General features: G+C 66.3%; 21 protein-coding genes and 1 pseudogene. 14 read left to right on the top strand and 8 right to left on the bottom strand.

Annotated features, from left to right (window positions below; genetic code table 11):
• Nucleotides 1-35 precede the first annotated feature (35 nt).
• From AC1Z3W_RS16015 to AC1Z3W_RS16000, 4 genes are all read right to left on the bottom strand, one after another.
• On the bottom strand, nucleotides 36-1460 hold the full coding sequence (locus tag AC1Z3W_RS16015; protein WP_483507964.1) for an aminotransferase-like domain-containing protein: 1425 nt from the start codon (nucleotides 1458-1460) through the stop codon (nucleotides 36-38).
• Nucleotides 1461-1975: 515 nt separating this feature from the next.
• Nucleotides 1976-2431: a DUF1269 domain-containing protein gene (locus tag AC1Z3W_RS16010; RefSeq protein WP_483507963.1), complete on the bottom strand. Its 456-nt coding sequence runs from the start codon at nucleotides 2429-2431 to the stop codon at nucleotides 1976-1978.
• Nucleotides 2432-2702: 271 nt separating this feature from the next.
• Nucleotides 2703-3155 carry a phosphate-starvation-inducible protein PsiE gene (locus tag AC1Z3W_RS16005; protein WP_057930069.1) on the bottom strand — a complete coding sequence of 151 codons (453 nt, stop codon included), beginning with the start codon at nucleotides 3153-3155 and terminating at the stop codon, nucleotides 2703-2705.
• A complete protein-coding gene (locus tag AC1Z3W_RS16000) occupies nucleotides 3152-3526 on the bottom strand; it encodes a LysR family transcriptional regulator (protein WP_483507962.1) in 375 nt (124 codons plus the stop codon). The genes AC1Z3W_RS16005 and AC1Z3W_RS16000 overlap by 4 nt, the downstream gene beginning before the upstream one ends.
• Before the next feature lie 417 nt (nucleotides 3527-3943).
• Between AC1Z3W_RS16000 and AC1Z3W_RS15995 the strand changes: the two genes are divergently transcribed.
• The 12 genes and pseudogenes from AC1Z3W_RS15995 to AC1Z3W_RS15940 all read left to right on the top strand — a co-directional run.
• A complete protein-coding gene (locus AC1Z3W_RS15995; protein WP_124834900.1) occupies nucleotides 3944-5020 on the top strand; it encodes a Dyp-type peroxidase in 1077 nt (358 codons plus the stop codon).
• Nucleotides 5013-5828, top strand: coding sequence for a family 1 encapsulin nanocompartment shell protein (locus AC1Z3W_RS15990; RefSeq protein WP_057930067.1), 816 nt, complete (start codon nucleotides 5013-5015; stop codon nucleotides 5826-5828). Before AC1Z3W_RS15995 ends, AC1Z3W_RS15990 begins: the two co-directional genes overlap by 8 nt.
• A gap of 107 nt (nucleotides 5829-5935) precedes the next feature.
• Complete coding sequence (locus AC1Z3W_RS15985; RefSeq protein ID WP_124834902.1) at nucleotides 5936-6205, top strand: hypothetical protein; 270 nt, start codon at nucleotides 5936-5938, stop codon at nucleotides 6203-6205.
• Between the two features lie 663 nt (nucleotides 6206-6868).
• A complete protein-coding gene (locus AC1Z3W_RS15980; RefSeq protein WP_483507961.1) occupies nucleotides 6869-9733 on the top strand; it encodes an ATP-dependent Clp protease ATP-binding subunit in 2865 nt (954 codons plus the stop codon).
• A gap of 122 nt (nucleotides 9734-9855) precedes the next feature.
• The gene (locus tag AC1Z3W_RS15975; RefSeq protein ID WP_483507960.1) at nucleotides 9856-12135 is read left to right on the top strand and encodes an FdhF/YdeP family oxidoreductase; all 2280 of its coding nucleotides are present in this window, start codon (nucleotides 9856-9858) and stop codon (nucleotides 12133-12135) included.
• Nucleotides 12136-12305: 170 nt separating this feature from the next.
• The gene (locus AC1Z3W_RS15970; RefSeq protein ID WP_082664965.1) at nucleotides 12306-12590 is read left to right on the top strand and encodes a hypothetical protein; all 285 of its coding nucleotides are present in this window, start codon (nucleotides 12306-12308) and stop codon (nucleotides 12588-12590) included.
• Between the two features lie 864 nt (nucleotides 12591-13454).
• The gene (locus AC1Z3W_RS15965) at nucleotides 13455-13610 is read left to right on the top strand and encodes a hypothetical protein (protein ID WP_162840566.1); all 156 of its coding nucleotides are present in this window, start codon (nucleotides 13455-13457) and stop codon (nucleotides 13608-13610) included.
• A gap of 218 nt (nucleotides 13611-13828) precedes the next feature.
• The gene (gene trpS / locus AC1Z3W_RS15960; protein WP_057927768.1) at nucleotides 13829-14842 is read left to right on the top strand and encodes a tryptophan--tRNA ligase; all 1014 of its coding nucleotides are present in this window, start codon (nucleotides 13829-13831) and stop codon (nucleotides 14840-14842) included.
• 54 nt (nucleotides 14843-14896) lie between these two features.
• Nucleotides 14897-15148, top strand: coding sequence for a hypothetical protein (locus AC1Z3W_RS15955; RefSeq protein WP_483507959.1), 252 nt, complete (start codon nucleotides 14897-14899; stop codon nucleotides 15146-15148).
• Nucleotides 15149-15187: 39 nt separating this feature from the next.
• Nucleotides 15188-15616: an STM2901 family protein gene (locus tag AC1Z3W_RS15950; protein ID WP_483507958.1), complete on the top strand. Its 429-nt coding sequence runs from the start codon at nucleotides 15188-15190 to the stop codon at nucleotides 15614-15616.
• The gene (locus AC1Z3W_RS15945; RefSeq protein WP_057927766.1) at nucleotides 15616-15966 is read left to right on the top strand and encodes a DUF1493 family protein; all 351 of its coding nucleotides are present in this window, start codon (nucleotides 15616-15618) and stop codon (nucleotides 15964-15966) included. Before AC1Z3W_RS15950 ends, AC1Z3W_RS15945 begins: the two co-directional genes overlap by 1 nt.
• Nucleotides 15939-16166, top strand: a pseudogene (locus tag AC1Z3W_RS15940) (nuclear transport factor 2 family protein); the annotation flags it as partial. The gene AC1Z3W_RS15945 and the pseudogene AC1Z3W_RS15940, both read left to right, overlap by 28 nt.
• A 56-nt stretch (nucleotides 16167-16222) precedes the next feature.
• Here AC1Z3W_RS15940 and AC1Z3W_RS15935 read toward each other — a convergent pair.
• From AC1Z3W_RS15935 to AC1Z3W_RS15920, 4 genes are all read right to left on the bottom strand, one after another.
• Nucleotides 16223-16609, bottom strand: coding sequence for a VOC family protein (locus AC1Z3W_RS15935; RefSeq protein ID WP_057927765.1), 387 nt, complete (start codon nucleotides 16607-16609; stop codon nucleotides 16223-16225).
• A gap of 47 nt (nucleotides 16610-16656) precedes the next feature.
• Nucleotides 16657-17577 (bottom strand): bestrophin family protein, encoded by a 921-nt coding sequence (locus tag AC1Z3W_RS15930; protein WP_124834909.1) that lies wholly within the window; start codon nucleotides 17575-17577, stop codon nucleotides 16657-16659.
• 171 nt (nucleotides 17578-17748) lie between these two features.
• A complete protein-coding gene (gene cydB, locus AC1Z3W_RS15925) occupies nucleotides 17749-18756 on the bottom strand; it encodes a cytochrome d ubiquinol oxidase subunit II (protein WP_124834910.1) in 1008 nt (335 codons plus the stop codon).
• 3 nt (nucleotides 18757-18759) lie between these two features.
• A complete protein-coding gene (locus tag AC1Z3W_RS15920; RefSeq protein ID WP_483507957.1) occupies nucleotides 18760-20160 on the bottom strand; it encodes a cytochrome ubiquinol oxidase subunit I in 1401 nt (466 codons plus the stop codon).
• Between the two features lie 405 nt (nucleotides 20161-20565).
• Between AC1Z3W_RS15920 and fdhD the strand changes: the two genes are divergently transcribed.
• A complete protein-coding gene (gene fdhD, locus AC1Z3W_RS15915) occupies nucleotides 20566-21435 on the top strand; it encodes a formate dehydrogenase accessory sulfurtransferase FdhD (RefSeq protein ID WP_483507956.1) in 870 nt (289 codons plus the stop codon).
• Entirely contained in the window at nucleotides 21435-22655 is a 1221-nt protein-coding gene (locus tag AC1Z3W_RS15910; protein WP_483507955.1) for a molybdopterin molybdotransferase MoeA, read from the top strand. Before fdhD ends, AC1Z3W_RS15910 begins: the two co-directional genes overlap by 1 nt.
• The last annotated feature ends 186 nt before the right edge of the window (nucleotides 22656-22841 follow it).

Below are 22841 nucleotides of genomic sequence, written 5' to 3'. Positions count from 1 at the left end.
CCTGACGAGACGGCACGCGATGCACCGCCGCGCCGTCAGTCCATGCAGGCCGTCGCGAGCTTGCCGACCGTGACGATCGCCCGCTCGATCTCCGGCGACCACGGGCTGCTGTAGTTCAGCCGGATGAAGTTCCGGTAGTTGTCGGTGATCGAGAACATGTAGCCGGGGCCGATCGTGATCCCCTGCTCCAGCGCGAGCTGGTACAGCCGCATCGCATCGACCTGCACCGGCAACTCGACCCACAATACGTACCCGCCCGCCGGGCTCGAAATGCGCGTGCCTTCCGGGAAAAACCGCGACACCATCGCGCGCATCAGGTTCGCCTGCTGTGCATACGCCTTGCGCAGGCGCCGCAGGTGATGCTCGTAGCCGTCGCGCTCGAGAAACTCGGCGATCGCGAGCTGCGGCAGCGACGGCGTCGCCAGCGTGTTCAGGAACTTCAGCTTCTCGACCTGTTCGCGATAGCGGCCCGGCAATGCCCAGCCGATCCGGTAGGCCGCCGTCAGGCTCTTCGAGAACGACGCGCAGTGCAGCACGATCCCGTTGCGGTCGAACGCTTTCAGCGCGCTCGGGTGCGCATTGCCGAAATACAGTTCGTTGTACACGCCGTTCTCGATCACCGGCATGTCGGCCTTCGTTGCGAATTCAACCAGTTCGCGCTTGCGCTCGTCCGGCATCTGGAAGCCGAGCGGGTTCTGGAAATTCGGCATCACCATGCATGCGGCGATCGGCTGCGACTTTGCAATCGCCGCCAGCGCCGCGATGTCGATGCCGTATTCCGGATGCGTCGCGACCTCGATCGCCTTCATCCCCATCCGCTCGATCGCGTGCAGCATCGCGTAGAACGTCGGCGATTCCACCGCGATCGTGTCGCCGGGCTTCGCGACCGCCTGCAAACAAAGATTGATCGCCTCCGTCGCGCCGACCGTCACGATGATCTCGTTCGGGTCCACCGACATCCCGTTTTCCAGGTAGCGTCGCGCGATCTGCCGGATCAGCCGCGGATGGCCCGGCGGCAGCCCGTCCGTCACCCCCCACAGCGACTTGTCGCGGCCGGCCGCATACGCGTAGCGGTTCAGCTTCTCGAACGGAAACAGGCTCGGGTCCGGATACGGCGAGCCGAGCGGCACTGCGTCGTCGGTGCCGATCGAGCGCAGTGTCGACAGCACGAGCCGGCTCACGTCGACCGACGACGAGATCGCGATCGGCTTCGACGGCCGCAGCTCACGCACCGGCGCGTGGCCGTCGTCGTTGCGCAGGTTCACGAAGTAGCCCGACTGCGGGCGGCTTTCCAGCAGCCCGCGGCTTTCGAGCAGCAGGTATGCATGCAGCACGGTCGTGATGCTGATCCGGTGCTGCTGGCTCGCCTGCCGTACCGACGGCACACGATCGCCATGTCGATACACGCGTTGCCGGATGAGTCTCTCTATGTCGTTCGCGAATTTCTCGTAGAGCTTCATCCGCCTCGCCCCGCCTGCGGTGAACCAGCCTGCGACGCGTGTGCGCGCGTGCCGCGCCGATGCGCGAAGCCGGATAGCCGAGCCCGGTGGCGGGTGTCCTGGTGCGAACGTCGGCCGTTACCGAAATTGAAGGCGGATAGCAATGCGAAATCCATCATGACGAGGATCGGCATCCTACTGCGTCAATTCGGCGAATGTAAGTGACAGTTTGGCGATCAAACGTCAAATCGCGCGGGTGTGGTGAACAGATGGGAGGGTCGTGGCATGCAGCCGCGTCCCGTGCGATCCGTGCCGCCGCGCACATGCGGTCGTGACGCGGATCGTCGCCGCGCAACGGCACGATGCAAACGCACGGTGGCGTTCGCGCGCGAGTTCATGCGCACCGACACTCGGCAATTCTGATTGTCTGCGGCTCGCGAACGCGCAATGCAGGTACGTGCGTCGCGATGCGCGGCGCCGACGCGATTCGCGCAATAGCCGATCGCCGAGTCGCGTCGGGTGCGAGCGCTGGATGCCTAACCGAGCGCGTGGCGCACGATCTTGCCGCCGAATCCCGTCACGATGTTGTCGACCGAGAACGGCGTCGCCTCCTCGGCCTCGACGATGACCGCGACGCTGCCGGGCACGAGCCGCGTCGCGACCGATTCGACTAACTGGCCGTCGAGCAGCGCATTGCCGGCTGCGTCCGCGACGATGCCGGCGCCCGCGCCGGCCGCCATGCCGGTGATCACGCCAAGCGGCCCGGCGAGCATCCCCAGCAGGCCGCCCGCGAACGCACCGATCAGGCCGCCCTTGAACGGCCGCGACTCGGCGTCGAGCACGGCGAGCTGGCCGGCCGCGTCCTTCTCGACGATGACGCCGTTGTCGACGTGGAATCCTTCATGCTTGTCCGACAGCGCCTCGAAATCGTTCGCGGCCCGACGGGCCGTTTCGACGCTGCCGAATACGGCGACGATCAGTTGCCTGGTCATTCGACACCTCTCCTGTTGATGATCCGCGCGCGCGCCGCCAGTCGACGATCATCCGCGGACGGTTCGGACCGGGCGCGCGTTGCGTGCCGATATCCGTGGGTTCGATACACGTGCGTGACGTGCGTGAAGTGCGTGACATGCCTGAAGCGCCTGAAGCGCCTGAAGTGCCTGAAATGCCTGAAATGCCTGAAATGCCTGACGTGCCTGTCGCCGCGCCGCGCCGCGCCGCGCGGTGCGGTGCGGTGCGGTGCGGTGCGGTGCGGGCCGCACGTTACCGGCGCGCATGCGCATCCTCCTCGACATCGTCGACTTCCGCCGGAAAACGATGCTGGCCGAAGCTCAGGATCAGCACGCCCACCGCGAGCAGCACGATCCCGAACGTGGTCATCAGCATCCGCTCCGGACTATCCGTCGCGCCGCGCAGGATCAGGTCGCGCGCGAGCGACGTCATCGCGATGAACAGCGGAAAGCGCACGGGCAGCCGGCCGAGCCGCAGGTATCGCACGTCCATCGCGAGCACTTCCAGGTACAGGAACATCAGCAGCAGGTCGGTGAGCGACACCTCGCCCGCGAGCACAACCTTCCACGCTTCCTGCACCATCGCGAACGAGGTGGCGAGGCCGATCACGATCAGGCCGGCCAGTTCGGCCGCATGGAGGAAGTGTCCGAAGCGGCGGCGGATGCGCTCGGCGGCCGTATCGGCGGATGCAGTAGACGTATTCAAGGCGATGACCGGTGCAATGACGTATGTGTCGCGCTCGACGCTGCGTCGACGCGACGGATGGTATCGGGCGGCGGGAAACCCGCGGCGTGCGCATCGGGAACGGTTGCGCGCGCACCGACCGCGGTGGTGGCCTGCGCGACCGCGGACAGCGTCCGCCGGCAGCACTGGTGGAACGCGACGCCGGCATCGGTGCACGCCACGCCGTCGCCCGCGCGATCCAGCAACAGCCGGCAGCCGAGATACCGTTCGAGGCAGTCGAGCCGCTCACTCACCTGCGCGTCGCCGAGCTTCAGTTCGGCCGCCGCGCCGGACAGCCCGCCGTGCTCGACCACCGCAACGAAAATACGCATCGCTTCCAACAGGTTCATCATGATGGTCCTCGTCGGCGCTCGGAGCGAACCTAATCTACTGCACGCGTCACGCCCGCTCAAGAGCACAGCGCCGCGGGCTTCAGGAGTACAGCTGCAGGCGCGCGACGCAAAATCGGACCCCGATCAACCCATTCAAATGACAGATGGTCGATACGTGTTCCAAAGACCCGCCGAAGCTGCTAGATTGCATGCTCGACGACGTTACGCGGTGCGCAAGGGTCACACGCCGGGCGAACGCGCGGCCACCCTGTCCGTCGCCCGTTGCGCGCCCGCAGCGGCAGCCCGCCGCCGCTGCGGCCCGTTGCGCGATGCTCGCGCAACGTCCTTCATCCGCATGTCACAAAGAGAACAGTCGCATGACACAGTCCAACCGTTCGTCTTCGCGCGCCGCGGCATCCGCGGCCCGTCCGTCCCGACATGACTGACCGGCAGGCCGCGATGCAAACCCGTCCCCCGCTTTCCCAGGCCGTTCACAGCCCGATCACGCGCAGCGCGATCTTCCTCGTGGCGACGATCAATCCCGGCGCCGATCACGCCGACACGATCCGCTCATGGTGTGGCGACATCGCCGCGCTCGTGCGCTCGGTCGGCAAGCGCGTGCCGGGCGGCAACCTGTCCTGCGTATGCGGCTTCGGCGCCGACGCGTGGGATGCGCTGTTCGGCGATCCGCGTCCCGCGTCGCTGCATCCGTTTCGCGAATTCGGCGCCGGCCAGCGTGTCGCCGTCGCGACGCCGGGCGACATCCTGCTGCACATCCGCGCCGACGCGATGGACCTGTGCTTCGAACTCGCCACGCAACTGCTCGGCGCGCTCGGCGACGCGGTCACGGTCGTCGACGAGGTGCACGGCTTCCGCAATTTCGACCAGCGCGCGATGATCGGCTTCGTCGACGGCACCGAGAACCCGGAAGGCCGCGAGGCAGTCGACTTCACGGTGATCGGCGACGAGGACGCCGAATTCGCCGGCGGCAGCTACGTGATCGTGCAGAAGTACCTGCACGACATGGCCGGCTGGAACGCGCTCGCGGTCGAGACGCAGGAGCGCATCATCGGGCGCACCAAATTGTCCGACATCGAGCTCGCGCCGGACGTGAAGCCGTCGTGCTCGCACAGCTCGCTGACCACGCTCGACGAAAACGGCCAGGAAGTGAAGATCCTGCGCGACAACATGCCGTTCGGGCGCCCCGGCTCCAGCGAATTCGGCACCTATTTCATCGGCTACGCGCGTTCGCCGGCGCCGATCGAGCAGATGCTCGAGAACATGTTCGTCGGCCGCCCGCCCGGCAACTACGACCGGTTGCTCGATTACAGCCGCGCGGTCACCGGGTCGCTGTTCTTCGTGCCGTCGGCCGACCTGCTCGAAGCGCTCGCCGATCGCGCGGTACCGGCCGACGCCACCGCCGCCGCCGCGCAGCCGGCCCCCTCATCGCCCGAGTCGCGTCGTGACGGCTCGCTGAACATCGGATCGCTGAAAGGAACCAAAGCCTATGAATAACCTGCACCGCGAACTCGCGCCGATTTCGTCGTCCGCCTGGGAGCAGATCGAGGAAGAAGTCGCACGCACGTTCAAGCGCTCGGTGGCCGGGCGCCGCGTGGTCGACGTCGAAGGCCCGGCCGGCCCCGAGTTGTCGGCCGTCGGCACCGGGCATCAGCGCGAGGTTGCCGCGCCGCGCGAGCAGGTGAGCGCGCGGCTGCGCGAAGTGCGCACGATCGTCGAGCTGACGGTACCGTTCGAGCTGAGCCGCGATGCGATCGACAGCGTCGAGCGTGGTGCGCGCGACGCCGACTGGCAGCCTGCGAAGGACGCCGCGCAGCGCCTCGCGTTCGCCGAAGACGGCGCGATCTTCGACGGCTATCAGGCCGCGGGCATCGTCGGCATCCGCGAGGGCACGTCGAACCGCAAGCTCACGCTGCCGACCGACGTCAGCGCGTACCCGGACGCAATCAGCGATGCGCTGGAAGCGCTGCGGCTCGCCGGCGTCGACGGCCCGTACTCGGTCGTGCTCGGTTCGGACGCCTACACGGCGCTCAGCGAAGCGCGCGACCAGGGCTATCCGGTGCTCGGCCACATCAAGCGCATCGTCAGCGGCGAGATCATCTGGGCGCCGGCGATCAGCGGCGGCTGCGTGCTGTCCACGCGCGGCGGCGATTACGAGCTGCACCTCGGGGAAGACGTCTCGATCGGCTATACGAGCCACACCGACAAGGCCGTCCGCCTGTACCTGCGCGAAACGTTCACGTTCCTGATGCTGACGAGCGAGGCATCGGTGGCCGTGGCGCCGCAGGACAGCACGGCGGCCTGAGCGCGGTTGCCGGCGCACGATGTCCGCCCGGGCATCGTGCGCGACCGGCCGCGCCGCCGGCCGCATGTTCGTCGCCGATCCAGCCCATCTTGCATGGAGTGTGTGTCATGAGCGATTCGAATGAGGCATTGCAGGCGCTGCAGGCGTCGGTCGACACCCTGAAGAAGACGGTCGACGCGAACGCGAGCAGCCAGACCGGCGATACCGCCGTGCTGTTTACCGTGGTGTCGCTGATGCTGGCCGAGCTGCCGCCCGACACGCGCAACCTGATCGAGGATTCGTTCTCCGTCTGGGCCAATGGTCTGCCGAATGCGGCACTCTCGACCGACGTGAAACAGATTGCGCGGCAGCGGCTCGCGATGAAACTTTCCGACTGATCGCGGTTCCCCACGGTTGCGCCATGTCCGGCCCGACCCGTGCAACCCGCCCTCGCCTTCGGCCCCCACGCACGCATCGGCTGCGGCGCGCGCGTGGCCGGTCATGACCGGTTCCCGCACGCTCGCCCGTCGGCACACGCACCGTGCCACGCCTCCCGCCTTGCGAGCCGTTTTCCGGCTGCCGGCGCCCTGCGCGCCGATGTCGCACCGCGCGCCGTTCGCGTGCCGCCCGCCTCCGCGTCCAGCCATCGCACGCCTCACCCGCCGCGCACGCCCGCACCGCCGTGCGCACGCCCGTCTGTACTCCTTGCCGCCGATGCGCGCGTCCATGTGAGGGTGCAATTCAGGGCCGGTCCGGCGTGGAACTGTGTCTTGGATGGCCCCTGCCGATTCGCTATTTTGAACGCAGTCGAAGCGATGCCGTGGGCTCCTCGCAGCACTCGCGCTTCCCGACGCGCCCGTGCGCCACGCCGACGCGCGCTGCGCGACCGCAGAGGCGCGGCACGCGCGCCGCCGCGTCGTGCGTCGTGCGTCGTGCGTCGTGCGTCGTGCGCCGCCGCGTCGTGCGTCGTGCGGTCGCGGTCGCCGTCTGGACGCGCAAGCGCCACACCGCATCGGGACCTCACCCTTCGACCCACCTTCACCGACAGGAGCCAGACCACCATGCCCGCACTTTGCGATATCTGTCACGCCCGGCCGGCCGTCGCGCGCGCCACCGTGATGCAGGACGGCGAGCGCAAGACGATCTCGATCTGCGACTACCACTTCCGTCAGCTGATGCGCCATCAGAGCATGCTGAATCCGTTCGATTCGCTGCTGGGCGGCGGCGGACCGTCGTCGCTGTTCGGCGGGCTCGGCGACGAATCGCCGCTGGCCGCCGAGATTCCGCGCGAATCGGTCGACCCGACCGACGCGTTCAGCGAGCAGACGCTCGAACTGCTGCAGCGCGCGGCCGAGAAGGCGCACGAACTGCGCCGCAGCGAGCTCGACTCCGAACACCTGTTGTACGCACTCGCGGACACCGACGTGTGCGCCGCCTTGCTGAAGGAACTGAAGCTGTCGCCGCAGGACATCAAGTCGTACATCGACGAGCATGCGCATACCGGCACGGCCGACGCCGATGCGCCGCTCGACAAGCTGTCGATCTCGCCGCGCGTGAAGAAGGCCGTGCAGTACGCGTTCCAGGCGTCGCGCGATCTCGGCCACTCGTACATCGGCCCCGAGCACCTGCTGATCGGGCTCGCGTCGGTGCCGGACAGCGTCGCCGGCACGCTGCTGAAAAAATACGGCGTGATGCCCGAGGCGCTGCGCCAGAAAGTCGTGAAGGTGGTCGGCAAAGGTGCCGAGGACGGCCGCGTCGATGCGCCGACCGGCACGCCGAACCTCGACAAGTTCGGCCGCGACCTCACCGCGATCGCGCGCCAGGGCAAGCTCGACCCGGTGCTCGGCCGCGCGCAGGAAATCGAGAGCACGATCGAAGTGCTCGCGCGCCGCAAGAAGAACAACCCGGTACTGATCGGCGAGCCGGGCGTCGGCAAGACCGCGATCGTCGAAGGGCTCGCGCAGCGGATCGTCAACGGCGACGTGCCCGAAGTGCTGCGCGACAAGCGGCTCGTCGAAGTCAACATCAACTCGATGGTGGCCGGCGCGAAGTATCGCGGCGAATTCGAGGAACGCGCGAAGCAGCTGATCGACGAAGTGACTGCGAAGCAGGACGAACTGATCCTGTTCATCGACGAGCTGCACACGATCGTCGGTGCGGGCCAGGGCGGCGGCGAAGGCGGCCTCGACATCGCGAACGTGCTGAAGCCCGCGCTCGCGCGCGGCGAGCTGAGCCTGATCGGCGCGACCACGCTCAACGAGTACCAGAAGTACATCGAGAAGGACGCCGCGCTCGAACGGCGCTTCCAGCCGGTGTTCGTGCCGGAGCCGAGCGTCGAGCAAACGATCGTGATCCTGCGCGGGCTGCGCGACAGCCTCGAGGCGCATCATCAGGTGACGTTCGCCGACGATGCGTTCGTCGCGGCGGCCGAGTTCGCCGATCGCTACATCACGTCGCGCTTCCTGCCCGACAAGGCGATCGACCTGATCGACCAGGCCGCCGCGCGCGTGCGGATCGGCGCGACGTCGCGCCCGGTCGACATCCAGGAAGGCGAAGCGCAGATCGCGCAACTGAAGCGCGAGCAGGACTACGCAACGTCGCGCAAGCGTTTCGACGAAGCGAAGCAGTTCGAGGAGCAGATCAACGCGAAGCAGAAAACCGTCGACGAGATGATGGAGGCGTGGCAGCGCAAGACCGGCTCGGAAACGCTCGAAGTGACCGTCGAATCGGTGGCCGAAGTCGTGTCGCGGCTGACCGGCATCCCCGTGTCCGAGCTCACGCAGGAAGAACGCCAGAAGCTGCTGAAGATGGAAGAGCAGTTGCGCGAGCGCGTGGTCGGCCAGAGCGATGCGGTGGTCGCCGTCAGCGATGCAGTGCGGCTGTCGCGCGCCGGGCTCGGCCAGACGCACCGGCCGATCGCGACGTTCCTGTTCCTCGGGCCGACCGGCGTCGGCAAGACCGAGCTCGCGAAGGCGCTCGCCGAGACCGTGTTCGGCGACGAGCAGGCGATCATCCGCATCGATATGTCCGAGTACATGGAGCGGCACGCGGTCGCGCGGCTGATCGGCGCGCCGCCCGGCTATGTCGGCTACGACGAGGGTGGCCAGCTCACCGAGCGCGTGCGGCGCCGCCCGTACAGCGTGATCCTGCTCGACGAGATCGAGAAGGCGCACCCGGACGTCTACAACGTGCTGCTGCAGGTGTTCGACGACGGCCGGCTGACCGACGGCAAGGGCCGCGTGGTCGACTTCAGCAACACGATCATCATCGCGACGAGCAACCTCGGCGCCGCGATCATCATGGACAACCTCACGCAGCCCGAAGCCGCGCGCAAGACCGACAAGGCGATCCGCGAGCAGCTGATGCAGGTGTTGAAAGGCCATTTCCGCCCCGAGTTCCTGAACCGGATCGACGAGGTGATCGTGTTCCATGCGCTGTCAAAGGAGAACATCCGCTCGATCGTGCAGATCCAGCTCGATCGCGTGGTGCGCACCGCCGCCGCGCAGGACATCACGCTCGTGATGGGCGAGTCGCTCGTCGAGCACCTGACCGAAGCCGGCTACCAGCCGGAATTCGGCGCGCGAGAGCTGAAGCGGCAGATCCGCCAGACCATCGAGACGCGGCTCGCGAAGGAGATCCTGGCCGACCGGCTGAAATCGGGCGACCGGTGCGAGGTCGACTACGACAAGGACAGCGACGAAGTGAAGTTCAACACGCTCGCGCCGCCTGAAGCCAAGGGCGCGAGCAAGAGCGCCGACGGCAAGTCCAAGCCGAACGGCAAGGCAGCGAACGCGTCGTCGGATGAAAAGGAAGACGAATCGAAATCCGATACGCCTCCGGCCGCCGGGTCGCCGGCCGCCGGATCGCCGGCCGCCACGAAGTCATCCGGCAAGAAGTCGTCCGGTGCGAAGAAGGACGCGCATTGACACCACGCGGGCCCGGACGCACGGGCTTGCATGACCGGCTCCGTCCGCCGGACGGAGCCGCCCCACGCCGCGACACGGCGCAACCGAGCCGCCCGCACAGGGTGCGGCTGATGGAGATTCACATGACAAATCGACGCGAAGTGCCAGGCATCAGGAAGTACGATGGGCCCGCCGGCGGTTGGGGCGCGCTTCGTGCGACAGCCGATGCGGTGCGTACGCAGATGGACACCATCGAGGCGCCGATCGTGCTGATGCGGACCAACCAGCCCGACGGTTTCGACTGTCCCGGCTGCGCATGGCCCGACAAGGAACACAAGTCGACGTTCCAGTTCTGCGAGAACGGCGCGAAGGCCGTCACGTGGGAAGCGACGACCAAGCGCGTGACGCCCGATTTCTTCGCGGCGAACACGGTATCGTCGCTGCTGCGGATGTCCGACTACGAGCTGGAGAACATGGGCCGGCTCACGCATCCGCTCGTCTACGATCGCGCGACCGACACGTTCCGCGCGGTCGAATGGGACGACGCGTTCGCACGCATCGGCGAGGTGCTGCGCGCACTGCCGCCCGAGCAGGTCGAGTTCTACACGTCGGGCCGTGCGTCGAACGAAGCCGCGTACCTGTATCAATTGTTCGCGCGCGAGCTCGGCACCAACAACTTCCCCGACTGCTCGAACATGTGCCACGAGCCGACCAGCGTCGGCCTGCCGCAGTCGATCGGGATCGGCAAGGGCACAGTGTCGCTCGAGGATTTCGACCACTGCGAGCTGATCATCTCGATCGGCCACAACCCCGGCACCAACCATCCGCGGATGATGGGCACGCTGCACGAGTGCTCGCGCCGCCACGTGCCGATCATCGTGTTCAACCCGCTGCGCGAGCGCGCACTCGAACGCTTCGCGGATCCGCAGGACATGATCGAGATGGCGTCGTTCGGCTCGACGCGCATCGCGTCGACGTACTACCAGGTCGACGCGGGCGGCGACGCGGCCGCGCTGAAGGGCATCATGAAGGCGCTGTTGCAGCTCGAGGCCGAGCGCGGTGACGTGCTCGACCGCGACTTCATCGCGCAGCACACCAACGGCTTCGACGCGTTCTCCACCGACTTGCAGGCCACGTCGTGGGACGACATCGAGCGCGCGAGCGGCCTGAGCCAGGCGCAGCTCGAGGAGGTCGCGCTCGCCTATGCGAAGTCGAACGCGACGATCATCACGTACGGGATGGGCGTCACGCAGCACAACAAGGGCACCGCGACCGTGCGCCTGATCGCCGACCTGCTGCTGATGCGCGGCAACTTCGGCAAGCCCGGCGCGGGCGTGTGCCCGCTGCGCGGCCACTCGAACGTGCAGGGCAACCGCACGGTCGGCATCACCGAGAAGCCGTCGGCCGAGTTCCTGCAGAAGATCGAGGACGTGTGCGGCTTCAAGCCGCCCGCGCATCACGGGCACGACGCCGTGCAGGCGATGCAGGCGATGGTCGACGGCCAGGCCAAGGCACTGCTGTGCCTCGGCGGCAACTTCGCGGTCGCGCTGCCTGACCCCGAGCTGTCGTTCCCCGCGATGGCGAAGCTCGATCTCAGCGTGCACCTCGGTACGAAGCTGAACCGCTCGCACCTGCTCGTTGCGAAGGAAACCTATATCCTGCCCGTGCTCGGCCGCACCGAGCTCGACATGCAGGCGAGCGGCCGGCAGTCGATCACCGTCGAGGATTCGATGTCGATGGTCCACGCGTCAGCCGGCAAGCTCAAGCCCGCGTCCGACCAGTTGCGCTCCGAGCCCGCGATCGTCGCGGGAATCGCTCACGCGACGCTGCCGGCCAGCAAGGTCGCGTGGCTCGACCTGATCGCCGACTACGACCGCATCCGCGACCTGATCGACCGCACGGTGCCCGGCTTCGAGGCGTTCAACGAGCGCATCCGCACGCCGGGCGGCTTCCGCCTGCCGCTGCCACCCACCGAGCGCGTGTGGCCGACGCCGACCGGCAAGGCGATGTTCTCGGTCTACACGGGCGTGAAGGAAGACGCGGACGTGCTCGGCGGCGAGCAGGTGCTGCGGCTGATCACGCTGCGCAGCCACGACCAGTACAACACGACGATCTACGGGCTCGACGATCGCTATCGCGGCGTGTTCGGGCGACGCGATGTGCTGTTCATGAACGCGGCGGATCTCGCGAAGTACGGGCTCGAACACGGCGACCTCGTCGACATCGAGACGATCACCGCATCGGGCCGCACACTGCGTCTCGAGAAGATCACCGCGATCGAGTACGACATCGCACCGGGATCGGTCGGCGCGTATTACCCGGAAGCGAACGTGCTCGTGCCGCTCGACTACATCGACAAGGAAAGCGGCACGCCGTCGTACAAGTCGGTGCCGGTGCGCGTCGCGCGCTCGGCGGTCGTCTGATCCGCGGGCAGGCAGATTAGTCAGGCACGGCACGATACGACACGCCGCGCACTGATTCCTGCCTGCCCCCTCTCCCGCGCTCCCGGCCGCCGCATCGCAACCGATGCGGCGGCCGCTTCGTATGGGAACAAATCGTGCTCGTCCTCAGGTATTTGATGGAGGACAGGACGATGAAGCCCATGACAATTGCAATACGTCGAATTCTGGCGACACTCGTGGCAGGCAGCACACTCGTCGCGGCCGGCGCGGCCTTCGCGCAAGTCTACGTTGCACCGCAGCCGAGGTACGAAGAGCCACGTCCGGCCCCGGGTGTGTCAGTCACGATTGGCATGCACGGCGACCGCTACTGGGACGGCCATCGCTATTGGGAGCACGACGCGTGGAGGCATCGTCATCCGCGTGAACGTGATCCGTGGCGCGAGCACTATCACGAACACGACCATCGTGAATATTGACGACCCGCCGCCTGAGACCAGGGAGGCCGCTCTTGCTCAAAATGAGCGTAATTTCGCACTGCCTGATTTCTTCTGACTATTTCAATCCTGGAGAATGACCCCGGTTGCTTCGGTTGAACCATACCGCTGCTTGAACGGGTCGGGCATCAAGTATCTCGATGCCCCTCCGACCAGGGATGGTGATGTGCGATTGCCCTCCGTTGATTTCCGTGTCCTCGAATGCCGGATGCATTCGTTTGCGTGCATGAATCATCCGTCGTTCCGGCAGTTGATCCGTCTCGCGATGCGGGGTGAAAGCAGGAGCCCCCAAAAGCAGCCAGCGGCAAGTCCGGGTGTGAAGACAGATATGCGAGCCGCCCTTCGACACTCGTGCACCGGCCCGCCGTCAAATCGATGCTCTGCGGCATCAGGACGTGGGCCAGCGCGTCTTGACGACGGCCCCAATGAGCCCTGATCGCACGATTGTTCTAATCGAGCGCGCCAACAAAAGCGCCCGGCATTTCCGGTCACGTTCACTCGTCGATGGGCATTCGGCAACGGCGCGCTCGGATCGCCGCGTCGCCCGCACGTTTAACCTGATCATTTAGCCTTTGATTTCATTGAGTTTCCTCCTTGCCACAACATGCGACAGCACTTTCATCCGGTCGTTGCCCGACAATTCTTGACTGTGCGTGCGCCCCCGAACTGATAGGATGCGCATCGCCTCGCCCACGCGATGCACCGGATGTCTGATCGTCCCCTTTTTCCGCCCGTGCGCATCCCCGTAGTGCGCCAGCCTGTCCCTCGTTGAACCTCGTAGCATCTCGGCGCCCACCCGGCCCCGTTGCAGCAACCGTTGGAGTGGCGCACGTCGCGCCTGCAAGCATGAAGAAACTGAAGCAGCACATCCGCACCCTGAGCGAGAAAGACCGTACGCCGGTGGTGCGCGCCTGCGCGCTGCTGTTGATGGCCGGCCTGCTGTACCTACTGTGGCCGTCCGCGGAAGTCGCGCGCCTCGCGATGGAATCGATGGTGCGCTGACGCGCCGTCCGCCCGCCGCTGCGCTATACTTGCGCGATGGAAACCCAACAACCTGCCTCGCCGAACGTGCATCGCTGGTGGCGCGCCTGACCCAGGCGGCCCGTTTCCTTTTGCACTTTTGCATGTCCCGAACGTGATGCCGCCAGCCATGGCGGCATTGTCGTTTCTGCGCCCACGTCATGGCTGGCGGCTTCGATAACCCGGAGCCAACCCATACCATGACGCACCCGACTCGACCGACCATCCTCACCGGCGACCGCACGACCGGCCCGCTGCATCTCGGCCACTACATCGGCTCGCTGCGCGCGCGCGTGCAGATGCAGCACGAGGCGACGCAGTTCCTGCTGCTCGCCGACACGCAGGCGCTGACCGACAACATGGGCCGCCGCCAGCGCGTCACCGAGAACGTGATCGAGGTCGCGCTCGACTACCTGGCCGTCGGCATCGACCCGGCGATCTCGACGATCGTCGTCCAGTCGCAGGTGCCCGAGCTCGCCGAGCTGTCGCAATACCTGCTCAACCTCGTCACGGTCGCGCGTCTCGAGCGCAACCCGACCATCAAGGAAGAGATCCGTCTGCGCGGCTTCGAGCGCGACATCCCGGCCGGCTTCCTGACCTACCCCGTCAGCCAGGCGGCCGACATCACCGCGTTCAAGGCCACGCACGTGCCGGTCGGCGACGATCAGTTGCCGATGATCGAGCAGACCAACGAACTCGTGCGCCGCTTCAACGCGACGGTCGACACGCCGGTGCTGGTCGAATGCGAGGCCGTGCTGTCGGCGGTCACGCGGCTGCCGGGCATCGACGGCAAGGCCAAGATGAGCAAGTCGCTCGGCAACGCGATCACGCTCGGCTCGACGCCCGACGAGATCGCGCAGGCCGTGAAGGACATGTACACGGACCCGAACCACCTGCGCGTGAGCGATCCCGGCCAGGTCGAGGGCAACGTCGTGTTCACGTTCCTCGACGCGTTCGAACCCGACGTGCGGATGGTCGACGAACTGAAGGCGCACTATCGCCGCGGCGGCCTCGGCGACAGCGTCGTGAAGCGCGTGCTGAACGAGCGGCTGCAGGCGCTGATCGAGCCGATCCGTGCGCGCCGCCGCGAATTCGAGGCGGACAAGGCGGAGGTGATGGCGATCCTGAAGCGCGGCACGATGCATGCGCGCGAGGTGGCGGGTGCGACGCTGGCCGAGGTGAAAGGCGCGATGGGGCTCACGTATTTCGATTGAGCGGGGCGGCGGCGCGCATTGCAGCCACCACACAATGCGCGTCCGGAATGAACGTTGGCATGGAGCGCAACCTGCAACAATCCGAAAACCTTCCGCTCCTATCATCACGTCGAAGAAAATGACCGGTTTCGCGAGCGCTCCGTGCCGCTCGGCGGTAACCAGAGCGTGAGCAACGGCCATCGTGTTGCTTTCGTGCGGATCGCCTGTCAGTGCACCCGCCGCGGCCAGCCTGCTTCCGACATTGACCCGTCAAGCCCCCCTCGCTACCGTGGCGCCGACAACAACGACGGCGAACGGGGCGTATAGCGCGTGCGGCCTACCTCGCCGGCATCCCGAGGGCACCGCATGAATACCTATCGCTACAAGAATCAGCAAGACCTGACTTCGATCGAGTTGTTCTTCCTCATTGCCGCAGACGAAACCTGCAAGCAGGCCAACATCGACGACGTCGAAGCAGTTGTTCTGATTCTGTCAGGCCTACCCATTCTTCCAACCCGAGCCAAGCCGGCCGGCACGACCCGAGGTACGTCCGTCGCATCAGTCATGTCGAGGCCGATATTTCGGTATGAATTCAAGCGCAAAGTTTTGCCGACCGTCACGCTGAAAAGCATCAAACCATTGAGGGTAATTCTGACGCATCGCCTCGCTGTGTTTGTCGGACGAACAATACCGGGAGTCGGCTGGGTGCTGCTTGCCACGGATGGCTTCCATATTGTCCGAAACACCATTTACCGGTCCAACCAGATTGTGAAACCGGAAGACAGGATTCTTTAATGGACGACCATCAAGACTGGGAGGCACTGGAAGCATTCGTTCGCAAGGAAGCAGCCGTATCGGGCAAGCGCCGGATTACGGAGAACACCTCCATCCGGGATGATCTGGGGCAGACCGGGGACGACGCCGACATCTTCATGGAACGTTTTTTCGACCGATTCGACGTCGATCGCGGGGACTACGATTTTGGTCGCTACTTCCTGATGGAGGGCGAAGGGTTGCTGTATCACGTCTTGCGAAAATATCTGCTCGGGAAGCCCCATACGTTCCAGCGACATGCACTGACCGTCGGCATGTTGCGCAAAGCGATATCGCTCGGGACGTGGGACTCCGAAGCGATCGAAACCTAGCGCCCCCGGGAATCGCGAGCCGATCGCGCCGCGTCTCCCGCACGCTATCGTTTCCCTATCACCCACGCGGCATCCTGACGTCCCGGGAAACGATCGACCGGCTCGAAATCCAGGATCTGCTCACGCGCTACTGCCACGCCGCCGACCGGCGCGACTGGAACGAATTCGAGCGGCTTTTCGCGGGCAATGCGATGCTCGACTACGCGGCATTCGGCGGCCCCGTCGGCAACCGCGCGGACATCACGCGTTCGGCGCGTCACTTCAACTGCATGAGCTGCACGAGGTTCCCGCACGTATCGTCGAGCACCGCGACCCGCACGGGCCCGGCATCCATCGGCGCCAGCGTGAAGCGCACGCCGAGCGCGTCGAGCCGCGCGAACTCCGCGTCGAGATCGTCGACCTGGAACGACGCCGCCGGAATGCCGTCCTCGTAAAGCGCCTGACGGTACGGCCCGACCGCGCGATGATGGCTCGGCTCCAGCATCAGTTCGGTGCCGTCCGGCTGGTCCTTCGACACGACCGTCAGCCAGCGGTACTCGCCCACCGGCACGTTGTTCTTCAGCCGGAAGCCGAGGACCTCGGTATAAAACGCGAATGCCTTGTCCTGATCGTCGACAAAGATGCTCGTGACGTAGATACGCATGGATGTTCTCCGGATCGTGCGTGCCGACGCGCACGTCGCCGCGCCGCTTACGTGATCTGGTACGTCGACGCCGGCACGAATTCCTCCGGCATCGCGCGATCGCCCAGCTCCAGCACCGACCGTTCGATCGTGCGCGCCATCGCATCGAGCGCCAGCGCGTTCGGCGCGAGGCCGAACGGTTCGGCAACCTCGTTCGCGATCGCTTCGAGCGCGATCAGCGTGTATGCGATGAATACGCAAATCAGCGGTGTAAAGAATTCCGTCGAATCGACGAGACCGAACGGCAGCAGCACGCAGTACGCATACACGGTGCGATGCAGCAGCACGCTGTACGAGAACGGAATCGGCGTGGTCAGGATCCGCTCGCAGCCGCCCACCGCCTTGCCGAGCTCGACCAGTTGCGCATCGAACATCCAGCACGTCGCGTCGCTGCCGGGCGCGCGGCCCAGCGCGCGGACGATGTCACCGCGCAGTTCATCGAGAATCGCGACGGGCTGGTAGCACTTGTGCGCGAGCGCAGCGGCCCGCTCGGCGCCGAGAATGCGCTGCAGGTCCTGCATCGGATCGGTATGACGCAGCTGATGCTTCAGTGCATAGGTGAGTGCGATCAGCAGATCGGCGAGCCTGTTGCGCTCCGCATCGCCGACGCTGTCGGGCAGGTAGCGCCGCAGTTGCGACGTGACGGTGCGCGCGGCGATCAGCAGGTTGCCCCACAGCAGCCGTGCCTCCTTGAAGCGCTCGAAGCTCGCGTTGTTGCGAAACGCGAGAAAGATCGCGAGCGCGAGCCCGAACAGCGTGAACGGCGCGGTGTTCAGCGGAATCTTCTCGCCGAAGATGCGCCCGTTCGTGAAGACCGCCAGCGTGCTGACGATCGCCATGAACACGAGTTGCGGAATGATCGATTGCAGCACGGAGCCGTTCCATACGAACAGCATCCTGAGCCAGTTTTGTCGTGGTCTGACGATCATGATCTTGTCTCGACTGCCAAAGGAATACGCAGTGCACACGGCGCGCCCGATGCGAAACGGCCCGCGCGTGGCGGGCCGCTGTCGCGTCGATACCCGGTCTGGCGACGGGATGCACCGCACCGCGCGTGATGATACGCCCGCACAGGCCGCGCCCGTCACCGGGCGCACCGGTCAGTGATAGCCCGCGTCGCCCTCGCGCACCTTGCCGCGGAACACGCGGTACTGCATTGCGTTGTATACGAGGATGATCGGCAGCACGATCACGGTGCCGACGAGCGCGAACAGCTGGCTCGAATGGCTCGACGACGCATCCCAGATCGTCAGCGAAGGCGGCACGATGTTCGGCCAGATGCTGATCACGAGCCCCGTGTAGCCGAGGAACACGATCGCGAGCGTCAGCAGGAACGGCGTCGCTTCGTGCCGGTGCTTCACCGTGTGGAAGATGCCCCACACGCATGCGACGACGAGCACCGGCACCGGCAGGAACCAGCCGAGATTGCCGCTGCCGAACCAGCGATGCGCGACGGCCGGCAGGCCGATCACGGTCCACAGGCTGACCACGCCCATCACGGCCAGCAGCACGCCCGTGAGCGGTTTCATCAGGAGCCGCATCTTGCGCTGCAGCTCGCCGTCGACCTTCAGGATCAGCCAGCCGCAACCGAGCGTCGCATAGGTGACGAGCACACCGATCCCGCAGAACAGGCTGAACGGCGACAGCCAGTCGAACGGCCCGCCCGCGAACTGGTTGTTCACGATATGGATGCCCTGCAGCAGCGAACCGAGCGTGATCCCCTGGCAGAACGCGGCGAGCGCGGAGCCGCCGATGAATGCCAGATCCCACAGGTGCTGCGTGCGGTTCGCCTTCGCGCGCAGCTCGAATGCCGCGCCGCGGAAGATCAGCCCGACCACCATCAGGATCAGCGGCAGGTAGTTGGCCGGCAGCAGCGTCGAGTAGACGACCGGGAACGCACCGTACAGCCCCGCGCCGCCGAGCACGAGAAAGGTCTCGTTGCCGTCCCACACCGGCGCGACGGTGTTCAGCATGACTTCGCGTTCGACCTTGGCATCGAAGAACGGAAACAGCAGGCCGATGCCGAGGTCGAAGCCGTCCAGCATCACGTAGATGAACACGCCGAGGCCGATGATCGCGGCCCACACGACTGGAAGATCGATTTGCATGGCTTACTCCGCTTCGGTGACGTTCAGCGGCGTGGACAGCGCGCTCTTGCGCAGCCCCGGATGCCGGTGCAGCTCGATATATCCGGCCTGTGCGGCCGGCCCGTGCTTCATCAGGTTCAACATGTAATAGATACCCGTTCCGAACACCAGGAAATACACGACCACGAAGATCAGCAGCGACACGCCGACCTGCTGCGCGCTGAGCGGCGCGACCGAATCGACGGTGCGCAGCACGCCGTACACGGTCCACGGCTGCCGCCCGACCTCGGTCGTGATCCAGCCGGCCAGCAGCGCGACGATGCCCGACGGCCCCATGCATACGACGAACCACTGGAACCAGCGCGTTTCATACAGGCGTCCGCCCTTTCGCAGCAGCAGGCCAAGCAGCGCGGTGAGCAGCATCAGCATCCCGAGGCCGGCCATGATCCGGAAAGTCCAGAACACGATCGGCGAATACGGGCGGTCCTGCGGCGGGAATTCCTTCAGCCCGCGGATCTCGCCGTCCCAGCTGTGCGTGAGGATCAGGCTGCCGAGGTGCGGCACCTGGATCGCATAGCGCGTCGTCTCGGCCTGCATGTCGGGCAAGCCGAAGAGGTTCAGCGCCGTGCCGCCCTTCTCGGTTTCCCACAGCCCCTCGATCGCCGCGATCTTCGCCGGCTGGTATTCGCGCGTGTTCAGCCCGTGCGCATCGCCGACGACGATCTGGATCGGCGCGAGCAGCAGCAGCATCCACAACGCCATCGAGAAGCTGCGCTTCACCGGCTCGTCGCGGCGCCCCTTCAGCAGGTGCCATGCGCCGCACGCGGCAACGATGAAGCCCGCGACGATGAACGCCGCGATCGTCATGTGCACGAGGCGATACGGGAACGACGGGTTGAAGATGATCTTGAACCAGTCGACCGGCACGACGAGGCCGTTCTCGATCTTGTAGCCCTGCGGCGTCTGCATGAAGCTGTTCGACGCAAGGATCCAGAACGTCGAGATCAGCGTGCCGACCGCGACCATCAGCGTCGCGAAGAAGTGCGCACGCGGGCTGACGCGCTGCCAGCCGAACAGCATCACGCCGAGGAAGCCCGCTTCGAGGAAGAAGGCCGTCAGGACTTCGTAAGTGAGCAGCGGGCCGGTGATGTTGCCCGCGACACGCGAGAAGCCCGCCCAGTTCGTGCCGAACTCGTAGGCCATCACGACGCCGGAGACGACGCCCATCCCGAAGCCGATCGCGAAGATCTTCGACCAGAACTGGAACATGGATTTATAGGCGGCGTCGCCGGTGACGAGATAACGCCATTCCAGCACTGCCAGGAAGCTCGCCATACCGATGCTGATCGCAGGAAACACGATGTGGAACGACACCGTGAACGCGAATTGCAATCGTGCGAGATGGAACGCATCGAAGATTTCCATGACCGTAATTTGCTCGTGGTTGTGAGGACGTCAGCTCGAAGCGGGAAATCGCGCGACGGCTTCGCGACGGCACGTGCATACATAAACGGATCGCAGTGCACGGCAACGAAGCGTGAATGACGATATCGCGTTTCCGACGATACTCGCAATCGCGCAAACGTGCGCTGAAACTGTGCTTTCCCGAGGGTCGAAGATGTGTGTACGGAAAATCCGTTTCGGGGCCGGGAGGCCGTCAGCTGTACTGCTTTCCGCACTGCAACGCTGTGCATCCGCGGTACACCCGAACGCCCGTACCATCGGCTCGTAGCCTGTCCGTGGCGAGCGAGCGACACCGCGCATCGCCCGTCGCAGAATCCGTTTCCGTCGCCCGGCGCCCGCGCCGGCCGCCCCCTTGGAGAAAACCGCATGGAGCCCAGCGACCGCCTCCACGATCCGGACGGCAGCCGCGCGTGTCATGTGACGCGTCATCGTGCCGGCGAAGCATTGGGCACCGTCGATCGCGTCGTCGACGAGACGCCGGTTGCACTCGTGTTCAACGGCATCGCACACACGGTGATGATGGCCACGCCGATCGACCTCGACGCGTTCGGCCTCGGCTTCGCGCTGAGCGAAGGCATCGTCGAGCGCGCGTCCGACGTCTTCGATATCGACAGCGAATGCCGGCCCGGCAGCGCCGAAGTGAGGCTCACCGTGTCGCAACAGGCATTCATGGCGCTGAAGGCACACCGGCGCGCGCTGGCTGGCCGCACCGGCTGCGGCGTCTGCGGGATCGAAAGCATCGCGCAGCTCGACCTGCATCCACCGCGCATCGCGGCCGCGGGTGCGGCGGCCGACATCGGCGCCGACGCCGTCGCGCGCGCCGCCCGCGCGTTGCCGCAGCGGCAGCCGCTGATGCGCGCGACCGGCGGCATCCACGCGGCCGCGTGGTGCGATCTAGACGGCACCGTGCTGGAAGTCTTCGAGGACGTCGGCCGCCACAACGCGCTCGACAAGCTGATCGGCCGGCTCGCGCGACGCCGCGTCGACCTGCGCGCGGGCTTCGTGTTCCTGTCGAGCCGCGCGAGCTATGAGCTCGTGCGCAAGGCGGCACGCGTCGGCATCCCGATGATCGCGACGATCTCGGCGCCGACGTCGCTCGCGATCGACGTCGCCCGCGAAGCCGGCGTGCGGCTGCTCGGCTTCTGCCGCAACGACGGCTTCGTCGAATACGTGTCGCCCGACGCGCCCCCGTTACCCGAAACGACGCATGCGCAACCGCATGCTCACACCGCTTGATGAAACCCCTGACCGATTTCGATACCGCCCAACGGCAGTTCGCCGGCATGTTCGCGCCGCTGCATTCGACCGTCTCCATTCCGGTCGCACAGGCCGCCGGCCACGTGCTCGCCGCGCCGCTCGCCGCCGTGCTCGACCAGCCTCCCGCCGACCAGAGCGCGATGGACGGCTACGCGCTCCGTCACGCGGACCTCGCACACGGCGAGCCGCTGCGCGTCGCACAGCGCTGCTATGCGGGCGACGCGCCGTCGCCGCTCGCACCGCGCACGGCCGCGCGCATCTTCACCGGCAGTCTGATTCCGCCCGGTGCCGACACCGTCGTGATGCAGGAGCACGCGCACGAGCAGGACGGCTGGGTCGCGTTCGACGCACCGCAGCGCGCCGGATCGCATATCCGCCGCCGCGGCGAGGAAGTGCGCGCGGGCGACCTGCTGATGCCGGCCGGCGTGCGGCTCGGCGCGATGCACGTCGGTGTCGCCGCCGCGCAGGGCTGCACGCACATCGACGTGCGGCCGCCCGTGCGCGTCGGCATCCTCACGACCGGCGACGAGCTCGTTCCGTGCGGCCAGCCGCGCGCGCCGCAGCAGATCTACAACAGCAACGCGCCGATGCTCGCCGCACTGGTGTCGGGAACCGGTGCCATCGTCACGGCGAGCGAGCATGCCGCCGATACCGCGGCAGCCGTCGATCAGGCACTGCGCGCGATGGCCGCGCGCTGCGATCTGGTCGTCTGCGTCGGCGGCGCATCGGTCGGCGACAAGGACCTGCTGCGCCCCGCGCTGCGCGCACTCGGCGCGTCGTTCGTCGTCTCGGGCGTGCGGATGAAACCCGGCAAGCCCGTCGCGCTCGCGCGGCTCGATGAACGGCCCGTCGTGCTGCTGCCCGGCAATCCGGGCGCCGCGACGATCGCGTTCGCGCTGTTTGTCGCACCGCTGATCCGCTGCCTGCAGGGGCGCGACGACTGCCTGCCGGCCGTACCGTCGCTGCCGATCGATATCGACGTCGAGCCGGATGCGCAGCGCGACCGCTTCGTGCGCGTGCGCCGCACCATCGACGCCAATGGCGCGCCCGTACTCGATACGCTGCGGCAGCAAGGCGCCGGCACGCTGCAATCGCTCGTGCAGGCGAGCGGGCTCGCGCGGTTGCCGGCCGGTCGACGCATCGCGCGCGGCGACGCGGTGCCGTATTACGATTTCGCGCACTGGCTCGCATCAGCATGAGCACGCTCGTCATGCCCGCCTGTCGTGCATGCAGGGGCGCACGCAGGATGACGAACTGTATTCCTGTATTTCGGGCGGGATTGTGTCTCTGCCGGAAAAATCCGGCGGACTATCCTCAGGATGAGGCTCGCCGCGCCCCGTGCGCCGACACGTCGGCGCATACGCGGCCGATCGGCGACGCCGTTA

Source organism: Burkholderia sp. 10_S31 (genome assembly GCF_056930375.1).
The sequence above is the reverse complement of the archived record's forward strand: the minus strand, read 5'-3'. Positions and strand labels throughout refer to the sequence as shown.